The organism is Pseudomonas sp. P5_A2_2, assembly GCF_054177685.1.
In genome coordinates, this window is record NZ_JBGCUL010000672.1 from 1 (window position 1) to 2,493 (window position 2,493).

General features: G+C 61.2%; 4 protein-coding genes. 1 reads left to right on the top strand and 3 read right to left on the bottom strand.

The genetic code is table 11. The features are described 5' to 3' along the window. On the bottom strand, positions 1-418 hold a 418-nt coding region (locus tag ACXRVY_RS23990), incomplete at its 3' end, for a LysR family transcriptional regulator (RefSeq protein ID WP_458238426.1). Between the two features lie 47 nt (positions 419-465). Then, positions 466-1,455 carry an MBL fold metallo-hydrolase gene (locus tag ACXRVY_RS23995; protein ID WP_458238427.1) on the bottom strand — a complete coding sequence of 330 codons (990 nt, stop codon included), beginning with the start codon at positions 1,453-1,455 and terminating at the stop codon, positions 466-468. A gap of 262 nt (positions 1,456-1,717) precedes the next feature. On the opposite strand from ACXRVY_RS23995, the gene ACXRVY_RS24000 reads away from it, so the two are divergent. Continuing rightward, complete coding sequence (locus ACXRVY_RS24000; protein WP_223463851.1) at positions 1,718-2,173, top strand: helix-turn-helix domain-containing protein; 456 nt, start codon at positions 1,718-1,720, stop codon at positions 2,171-2,173. 37 nt (positions 2,174-2,210) lie between these two features. Here the strand turns inward: ACXRVY_RS24000 and ACXRVY_RS24005 are convergent. Beyond that, on the bottom strand, positions 2,211-2,493 hold a 283-nt coding region (locus ACXRVY_RS24005), incomplete at its 5' end, for an alpha/beta fold hydrolase (protein WP_458238428.1).

Here is a 2,493-nt window from a genome sequence, read left to right on the forward strand (position 1 = left end):
ACAGGTAATTGGCCCGCCGCACGACCACGACGATGCCCGGCGCTTCCTCTTGCAACTGACGCAGCAACGGTGGAAACAAACCAAACTCGGCATCGTCCGACAGACCGATGCGGAACACATCGCAACTGGTCGCCGGATCGAATTCCTTGGCCCGGCTGACCGCGCCGGAAATGGTGTCCATCGCCGGCTGCAATTCCTTGAGAATCGCCAACGCCCGCGCCGTCGGTTCCATGCCGCGACCGTTGCGCAACAGCAACGGGTCGTCGAACAGATCGCGCAAACGCCCCAACGCGGCGCTCACCGCAGGCTGACCCATGAACAGTTTTTCGGCGACGCGGGTCAGGTTCTTTTCGAACATCAGGGCTTCGAAAATCACCAGCAGGTTCATGTCGACGCGACGCAGATCGTTACGGTTCATAGGCTCGGGTTCCTTGTGTGGTCGGCCAGGCGCGAGAACTGCCGACTTTACTCGATCAACGGCACGTTCGCCGCTCGTTTGTACGGTCCGTACTCCACCGGCACCCACTGGAAATGCTTGCCTTCGGCGGTGATATGACCGATGCCGGGAAATGGCAGGTGCGCCGCAGTCACCCAGGTCTTGCTGGCGGCAGCGGCACTGAACACCTGGTTGCGGCTTTTGATCGCATGCTGGCTGTCGACGTCGAAACCGATCGATACCTCAGGGTGCAGGAACTGCACGGCGAGGTTGTGCACCAGGTCGCCCATGAACAGGATGCTTTGCCCTTGGKAGGTGAAACGGTACGTGGTGCTGCCCGGCGTGTGCCCGGCTTCCAGTTGCGCCTCGACCACGCCCGGCAGCGGTGACTGGCCGGGGGTGAAGGTCTTGAATCGGCCGGCGGCCACGTAAGGCGCGGTGGAATCCTGGGCGATTTTGAAGTAGCCCTTGGCCGCTTCCGGTGCCTTGGCCAACGCCTGCGGGTCGAGCCAGTAGTCGGCTTCGGCCTTGGCCGCGTACACCGTGGCGTTGGCGAACACCGGTTGCTGTTGGCCGTCCACCAGGCCACAGACGTGATCCAGGTGCAGGTGGGTGATCAGGATGGCGTCCACCTGCTCCGGTTTGTAGCCGGCCGCTTGCAGGTTGGCCGGGAGCTGGCCGGCGGTAGGACCGATGCACTGCCCTGCCCCGGTATCAATCAGGACAAGCTGTTTACCAGTGTTGACCAGAAAGGCGTTGAAGGCGGTCTGCACACCCGGGGTTTCAATCGAACGACGGGCCAACAGCGCGCGGATCTGGCTCTGGCTCATGCCTTGCAACAGCTTCGGCGACAGGTCGTTATAACCGTCGAACAGCGCCGTCACTTCGTAATCCCCCAGTGCCAGCCGAAAGTAACCGGGTACTTGCGTGCCCACCTGCGCAGGCGCCTGGGCCAGCGCGTTGGCGGATATCAGAACCAGGCCGATGGCGCCCAGCGTTCCCTGCCATGTCCGTTTCATCTGTTCACCTTTTCAAACCAATCGACGGTCCGTTGTGGCCCGCTCCATATTGCGCATCTTGTGCCCATCGACGTCGCCCGCACTTGCAACGATGTGCTGTGTTCACAGCCTCGGACATGGAATTAACAACGTTTAACTCGTCAGCCACAGCGGGCGCCTCCAACAATGAAGCCCTCAGCGCAGAACTGTTTTTTCCAGAGTAACGGTGCTGATCGCTCGAACCGGGCGCCAGCGCTTTTCCTCCCCCGACCGGACAATGGCCATGGCTTTCCCACAGCACATCACCGCCCGCGCACCTGCCAGCGAACCTCGCAAGCCCCACCCCGGCGGCCTCAGCCCGCAACGCGAAAAACTGGTTAAGCAACTGATCCTCGAACGTCTGGGCGACAGCCTGGAAGTCACTGAACTGGCACAGGCCTGCGCCCTCTCGCGCAGTCACTTCTCCCGCGCGTTCAAGTGCAGCACCGGCCTCTCGCCCCAGGACTGGATCCGTCAGCAGCGCATTGTCCTGGCCAAGCAATTGATCCAGTACACCGACATGAGCCTTACGCAGATCAGCCTTGAATGCGGCTTCTGCGATCAGGCGCACTTCTGCCACATCTTCACCCGCAGCGAAGGCATCAATCCGTTTGCCTGGCGCTGTCAGGTGGTGCATGGCCTTAAAAGCAAAAGATCGCAGCCTTCGGCAGCTCCTACGGGCATGCACGCGACCCTGTAGGAGCTGGCGAAGCCTGCGATCTTTTGATCCGGCTTTTTTAACCTTTCAAGAACGCCAACAGGTCAGCGTTCAGCTGATCCTTATGGGTGTCCGTCAAACCATGAGGGGCGCCCGGGTAAATCTTCAGGGTCGAGCCCTTCACCAGCCTGGCGGAGGAGACGCCCGCCGCTTCGTAGGGCACCACCTGATCCGCGTCGCCATGCACCACCAGGGTCGGCACGTCGAACTTCTTCAGGTCTTCGGTGAAGTCGGTTTCCGAGAACGCCTTGATGCAGTCATAGGCGTTCTTGTGGCCGGCCATCATGCCCTGCATCCAGATC